The organism is Mesorhizobium sp. M7A.F.Ca.CA.001.08.2.1, from assembly GCF_003998455.1.
GTDB classification, from domain to species: domain Bacteria; phylum Pseudomonadota; class Alphaproteobacteria; order Rhizobiales; family Rhizobiaceae; genus Mesorhizobium; species Mesorhizobium ciceri.
This window is the reverse complement of record NZ_RZPW01000317.1, coordinates 1-6,617: the sequence shown is the minus strand read 5'-3', so window position 1 is coordinate 6,617 and position 6,617 is coordinate 1. Positions and strand designations below refer to the sequence as shown.

Annotated in this window: 8 protein-coding genes; 4 read left to right on the top strand and 4 right to left on the bottom strand. The window is 61.0% G+C overall.

Features of this window, described 5'->3' with window-relative positions; translation table 11 throughout:
- From EN914_RS19120 to EN914_RS19105, 4 genes are all read left to right on the top strand, one after another.
- Positions 1-360: branched-chain amino acid ABC transporter permease (locus tag EN914_RS19120; RefSeq protein WP_164778799.1), on the top strand; the 360-nt coding region annotated here is incomplete at its 5' end.
- Positions 361-387: 27 nt separating this feature from the next.
- Positions 388-1,035: a class I SAM-dependent methyltransferase gene (locus EN914_RS19115; RefSeq protein ID WP_024502114.1), complete on the top strand. Its 648-nt coding sequence runs from the start codon at positions 388-390 to the stop codon at positions 1,033-1,035.
- Between the two features lie 91 nt (positions 1,036-1,126).
- Positions 1,127-2,185: an aminopeptidase gene (locus tag EN914_RS19110; RefSeq protein WP_024502113.1), complete on the top strand. Its 1,059-nt coding sequence runs from the start codon at positions 1,127-1,129 to the stop codon at positions 2,183-2,185.
- 336 nt (positions 2,186-2,521) lie between these two features.
- Complete coding sequence (locus EN914_RS19105; RefSeq protein WP_024502112.1) at positions 2,522-4,012, top strand: gamma-glutamylcyclotransferase family protein; 1,491 nt, start codon at positions 2,522-2,524, stop codon at positions 4,010-4,012.
- A 200-nt stretch (positions 4,013-4,212) separates the two neighbouring features.
- Here the strand turns inward: EN914_RS19105 and EN914_RS19100 are convergent, their stop codons facing one another.
- The 4 genes from EN914_RS19100 to EN914_RS19085 all read right to left on the bottom strand — a co-directional run.
- A complete protein-coding gene (locus EN914_RS19100; RefSeq protein WP_024502111.1) occupies positions 4,213-4,446 on the bottom strand; it encodes a hypothetical protein in 234 nt (77 codons plus the stop codon).
- Between the two features lie 104 nt (positions 4,447-4,550).
- The gene (locus tag EN914_RS19095) at positions 4,551-4,934 is read right to left on the bottom strand and encodes a VOC family protein (protein WP_024502110.1); all 384 of its coding nucleotides are present in this window, start codon (positions 4,932-4,934) and stop codon (positions 4,551-4,553) included.
- 95 nt (positions 4,935-5,029) lie between these two features.
- Positions 5,030-6,010 (bottom strand): 2-dehydropantoate 2-reductase, encoded by a 981-nt coding sequence (locus tag EN914_RS19090; protein WP_013528521.1) that lies wholly within the window; start codon positions 6,008-6,010, stop codon positions 5,030-5,032.
- Between the two features lie 2 nt (positions 6,011-6,012).
- On the bottom strand, positions 6,013-6,617 hold a 605-nt coding region (locus tag EN914_RS19085; protein WP_164778798.1), incomplete at its 5' end, for an AMP-binding enzyme.

Below are 6,617 nucleotides of genomic sequence, written 5' to 3'. Positions count from 1 at the left end.
ATTTCGCTGGGCTATTCCGTCGCCAACTACAAGCTGGGCGCCTTCGTCATGTCGGCGGCCCTGGCCGGGCTGGCCGGCTCGCTCAAGGCGATCGTTTTCCAGTTCGCCACGCTCACCGACGTCACCTGGCAGATGTCGGGCGAGGTGATCCTGATGACGCTTCTCGGCGGCATCGGCACCATGGTCGGGCCGATCATCGGCGCCAGCCTTGTCATTGGCCTGGAAAACACGCTTGCCACTTCCGGCTTTCCGGTGACCATCGCCACCGGCCTCATCTTCATGGTGTGCGTGCTGATCTTCCGGCGCGGCATCGTCGGCGAATTTTATGCGCGGATTTTCAAGCGGGCGGGCAAGGACTGAGCACCGGAATCTGGGGGCCGCACGCCAATGTTGGACAACTACGCGGTGGACGGGTTTGGCGTGATCCACCAGGTCGACTCCAAACCGATCAAGTATGACAAGCAGTATATTTCCTATTACGAGGACCTGAGTGACCGGACCATCAAGCTCGGATATCAGCGACTCGGCTGGGTGCTGGGGATCACTGGCGAGATTCCCCGGTCCGTGCTGGAGATTGGATATGGCACCGGCACATTCATCGAAGCCGCGAAAATAACCGGGGTCGCCGACTGCGCCGGCTGCGACATAACCAGGTTTCCGCTGCCCAAGGGCGTCCGCTTCGTCGATTGGGATGAGGCGCTCTCCAGCTCGTGGGATCTCGTCGCCATGTTCGATGTGCTTGAGCATATCCCGGATCTGGGTTTCCTCGCCCGGCTTAAGGCCCGCTACCTGGCCGTCGCCGTCCCTTATTGCCGCTGGCGCGAGCTCGGCGCCGACGGCGACGCCTGGTTCCGGACGTGGCGTATGCGTCTTCCCGACGAGCACCTCCACCACTTCGATCGTGACTCGCTGGTGGCACTCCTCGCACACAGCGGCTTCGAATGCATGACGCTGAACTGCTTCGAGGACGGGATCAGACTGCGCCCTGGCGAAGTGGGTCCGAATATTCTGTCCGGATTCTTTAGAAAGCTATAGACCTCGATCAAATCGATGCGGCTGCTTGGGACCTGGGGCAATCGCGACAATCGCCCGATCGGTACGGGAGCACTGCTGTGGGCAAATCGTGATGCGCGCATTCTTTCGATTGGTTGCCGTTATGATCGTGGTGTCTGGCGCGACCGGCTGCACCAGTGTTTCCTATTACGCGCAATCCGTGCAGGGTCATCTGCGGATCATGACGGCGCGCCAGGATGTCGGAAAACTGATCGAGGACCCTTCGACGCCGAAGGCATTGCGCGCTCGAATGGCATCGGCGAGCGCCATACGACAGTTCGCAACGGATGAACTGGCGCTGCCCGACAACAGCAGCTACCGCAGCTATGTCGATATCGGCCGGGATTCGGTGACATGGGCCGTCTTCGCCGCGCCGGCATTCTCGCTGACGCCGCGAACATGGTGTTTTCCCGTTTTCGGCTGCGTGCCCTACCGGGGATATTTCTCCAGGAAGTCCGCAATTGAAACCGCTGCCGAACTTCAAGGACAGGGCATGGATGTCTATGTGACGGGCATCACCGCATATTCCACGCTTGGCTGGTCGAGTGACCCGCTGCTGAGCACGATGTTCAGCGAGGATAAAACCTATCTTGCAGGGCTGGTGTTCCATGAACTGGCCCACCAGCGCGTCTACGTGCACGACGATTCCGCATTCAACGAGTCGTTCGCTGTCGCCGTCGAAACGACCGGCGTGAAAAAATGGCTGCGCGCGGCTGGCGATACCGCAGCATTGCGCCGTTACGAAGCCGCCCGGAGGCGCAAAGCTGAATTTCTTGCGTTGGTGTCGCAAACACGGGACGAGTTGGCGAAAGTCTATTCCAACGCCGGAACCTCGGAGCAAAAACTGGCCGCGAAGACGGCCGCGATCGAACGGCTGCGGATGCGCTACCGACACATGCGCGACAGGCGCTGGGGCCGATACCGGGGATACGATGCCTGGTTCACTTCCCCGATCAACAATGCAAAGCTCGCCGCGACTTCCGTCTATAGCGATCGGGTGACCGCGTTTCTCCGCCTGTTCGATCTGTGCTCGGGCGACTATGTCAGGTTCTATGCGTCGGTCCGACGGATTGGCGCACTGGACCAAGCTCACCGTGCCGAAGCCCTTGCGGCGGCAGATCGCTGTTATTGAGTCGGTCGAAGTGACGGCCAGAAGTGTCGCGATTTATGATTTTGGTGGAATGAATCGCCTATGCACTCGGCAGCCGATGGAGGAGTTGAGTGGATCATTGGTTGGCCGAGCTCCAAAACCTCTCCGACATGATGGGCCGGTAACGGACCGGCAGGTTCCGGCATCCGACAAGTGACAGCGGCCGCTGAATTCGGTGGACTAACGTCTCAAATTGGCCCAATGCGGATATCCCGCGTTGCAGCGCTGGATTTTGAAAGCTCAGTGACATCGGACTATTGTTGAGGCTGTCGCAAACCCTTTGCAGCGCTGTATGACAGGCGTTCGCGGGAGACAATCATGTTGAAGGCTACCGAAGAGGAGATCGAGGAGGTCCAGGAATACTTTGAATGGCAGGCGCCCGACCTCGAAGTGACCTTTATGCAAAAGGTCTACTCGGAATCTGTCCTGAACACTCGCCACGATGTGTGGGATATCCATACCAACAAGGATCGCTGGTGGGTCATCACGGGCGGCACAAACCTCTACTCTCAGGAGCAGTTCCCAAATATGGACCTTGCTCTCACCTTCCATATTGGCCTAATGCTCCGCATTCCGCGTACGGAAAAACAACAGGAGGGAGATCTACGCATACTCCCGTTCGGTCCCGTCTTCGAGAAGATGGAAGAATCCGGCACCGCTGTGACGCAAGCGCATAATCTCGCGGACTATCAAGCTGTAGGCGTCCGCTGCCGGGAGGCGCTTCTCGAACTGATCAGTGTCGCGCAGGACGCGGCAATATGGACAGGCACGCCGCCACAACGTGCGAACTTCCGCATTTGGACGGAGATCATCTGCAACGATCTTCTGCCGGGCGACACCAACAAAGAGCGTCGCGGGACCCTCAAGAGTGCGCTTGAGTCCGCATGGACGTTTTCAAACTGGCTGACGCATTCAAAGTCGGCCACTTGGATTGATGCCGAGATGGCGCAATCGTTGATCCAACACGCCATCGGCATGGCGACATCACTAATCATTCGCGAGTTGCGCGGGGTGCCTCCGGAGTGCCCGAACTGCGGTTCGCCGCATCTCGAACCCGAGCATGGCGGAAATAATGAGGCACCCGGTATACTTTGGGAACGACCGCGCTGCGCCGACTGCGGATGGGCAGGCAGGCCAGTTCCAATCATTGATCTCGAGGACGGACGGCCAATCATCACACGCGAAGGCGAAGAAACCGACGAGTGCAGCATAATGACGGTACCGTTACGAACGATCCTGAAGCCGGGAAATCCCACGATCGAACCGCTGAGGAACATAGAGACCGGCCCCCCCGAACACGTCGTCTATTTTGCCTACGGGTCAAACATGTCGACCGCCCGGCTGCGCGAACGCATGCCGAGCTGCAAGCCACTCGGCATCGCCACCTTGCCGGGTCATGAACTCCGTTTTCATAAGCGTAGCGTCGACAAGTCCGCGAAGTGCAACGCATTGGCCACTGGCAACGAGAATAGCGTGATCGGGGTTCTGTTCAGCTTCGACCCTGCCGAACGTGCTGAGCTAGACAAGGCCGAAGGCGTCGGAATTGGCTACGAGCACGCGACGGTCACGGTCATTAATGACAAAGGTCGTAGGCGAAAGGTCCTTACATATCTCGCCACTCCCGACTACATCGACGACAGCCTCAAACCTTATAGCTGGTATAAGGACTTTGTCCTTGCAGGTGGCAGAGAACACGGACTGTCACCGGAGTATATTGCCAAATACATCCAGTCGGTTGAGGCGATCGAAGATTCCGACAAGACACGGGACAATAAGCAACGGGCCACGCTCGGAAGTTTCGGGCGGTGAGACTACGGTGTCGGGGCAAGTTGCCCGGCCACACTGCGGACCCGATGTCCGCTTAAAGCGCAACACGCGACCGCATTCAGATGTATGCTTGGGTAGCCGCAATCAACATCGTTGCGGCAAACATACAGCGCAGTCCCGACGTCCAGATGGCGACGGACCGAATCGAGAAACGGCGCGGTTGAGATCGCCCGTGCGCGGTTCTATTGGTCCGAAAACGTCACGCTCACGCCGCGTTGCCGAAAATAAGCCTGCATCAACTTGCGGCCCGAGCGGTTGTTCTGCGCCAGCTTGGTCGGATCGAACACCGCCTGTTTGATCCCCTCTCGCGTCAGCGCCGCCTTAAGCGCCGCGATATGTGTGTCGATGTCGGCATTGTCCGCCCGGAGCGAGGCATAGATGCTCTCGGTCGCCTCGGCCACGGTCAGTTCGCTCATTGGTGTCGTCCTTTGGTTGGTTGGGCGGCGCTTAGCACAGATTCGCGGTCCGCCGATACCGAGACCGTCAGTACAAAGCGCCCATCGTGAAATCGAACCGTTCCTTATGGGGCTTCGTAGAGTTCCAGCGGCAATCCATCCGGGTCCCTGAAAAAGGTAAACCGTTGGTCTGTGTATGGATCGATCCGGATTGGCTCGACGGCAACGCCTGCGGCTTCCAGCCGGATAATCACGGGATCAAGATGAGCCACCGCGAATGCCAGATGTCTCAGGCCTGTAGCCTCTGGGTGGGACGGCCGCATCGCCGGTGCAGGGAAGGAGAACAATTCCAGTTGGGCCGACCCGATCCGCAGATCCGCCTTCCATGACTGCCGCTCCTCCCGATAAACCTCCCGGACCAGATCGAGGCCGAGGAGTTCGACGTAGAACCGTCGCGATCGGTCGTAGTCGGTGCAGATGAGCGCGACGTGGTGAATGGCGTTCAGCATGCTGCTAACCCTGGTCAAGCTGGGAGATGAGGCCAAGGCGCTTCAAGGCCTGGATCGTCGCGCCCTTGCCACGGTGCTGATCAACCCCGAGCCCATTATCCATAACACCCGCGTTCCACCGCCAGCCGCCGCACCAGCGCCAGCACGGCATCGATGGTCGGGGTCGGCTTGTCCGTTAGCCTGCCAAGTTCCTGCACCGCGCTCACCAGCGCGTCGATCTCCATCGGCCGGCCACGCTCCAGGTCCTGCAGCATCGAGGTCTTGTGCTCGCCGACATCGCCGGCGCCCTTGATGCGCCGGTCGACCGCGATGGGAAAACGCACGCCGAGGCTTTCGCCGATCGCCTGCGCCTCCAGCATCATGGTGCGGGCGAGCGTCCGGGTGCCCTCGTCGGCAACGATCGCGGCAAGCGTGCTGCCGGTCAGCGCCGAGATCGGGTTGAAGGAGAGATTGCCCCACAGTTTTACCCAGATCTCGCTGCGGATGTCTTCGCGCACCGGCGCCTGCAAGCCGCCCTTGACCATCTCCTCGGCCAGAAGCGTGACCCGTTCGCTGCGCTCGCCCGAGGGTTCGCCGAGCGAGAAGCGTTTGCCCTCGACATGGCGGATGAGCCCCGGCGCATCTACCTCGACCGCGGGATAGACGACCGAGCCGATGACGCGGTCCGGTCCAATCCGCTGCCAGATCGCGCCGCCGGGATCGACCGCGTTCAGCCTGGTGCCTTCGAGTGGCCCGCCGACGCCGTGGAAATACCACCACGGCACGCCGTTCTGCATGGTGACGACTGATGTGTGGTCCCCAAGCAGCGGTGCGATCTGGTCGAGCGCCGGGGTGAGGGAATGGGCCTTCAGCGCCAGCACGACATAATCCTGCACGCCAAGTTCCTCGGCCTTGGCGGCGGCCCGGACAGGGACGGACGTCTCCTGGCCATCCTCGATCAGGCGCAGGCCATCTGCCTTGATCGCTTCCAGATGGGCGCCGCGCGCGACGATCGAGAGATCGGTGCGGCCGGCGGCGGCAAGCTTGGCAGCGAGATAGCCGCCGATCGCACCGGCGCCGAAGATGGTGATCTTCATCGTCAAAGCCCGAGTTTGGCGGCAAGGCCGATGCGCTGCAATTTGCCGGTCGCGCCCTTGGGGATCTCGTCCAGGATCAGGATCTTGCGCGGCACTTTGAAGTCGGCAAGCCGCGTCGCGGCATAGGTGCGGATGTCGCCCTCGGTGGCGCTGATGCCTTCGCGCAGCACAACCGCCGCCGCCACCTCCTCGCCAAGCTTGCCATGCGGCATGGCGAAGGTGACGACCTGCGCCACCGCCGGATGGTCCATCAGCACATCGTCGACCTCGAGTGGCGAGATCTTTTCGCCGCCGCGATTGATGATCTCCTTGAGCCGACCGGTGACCCTGAGATAGCCGTCCCCGTCCAGCACGCCCTGGTCGCCGGTGTGGAACCAGCCATGCGCGAAAGCCGTGGCGTTGGCATCCGGGTTCTTTTCGTAGCCCGTCGTGACATTGGGCCCGCGGATGACGATCTCGCCGGTCTCGCCTGCATCGAGCAGCCGCCCGTCGGGCGCCATCACAGCCACCTCCGGCCCGGCGGAGGCACCAACGCTGCCGGGCTTGCGCTGGCCCGGCGGCAGCCGGTTCGAGGCCATCTGGTGAGCCGCCTCGGTCATCCCGTAGG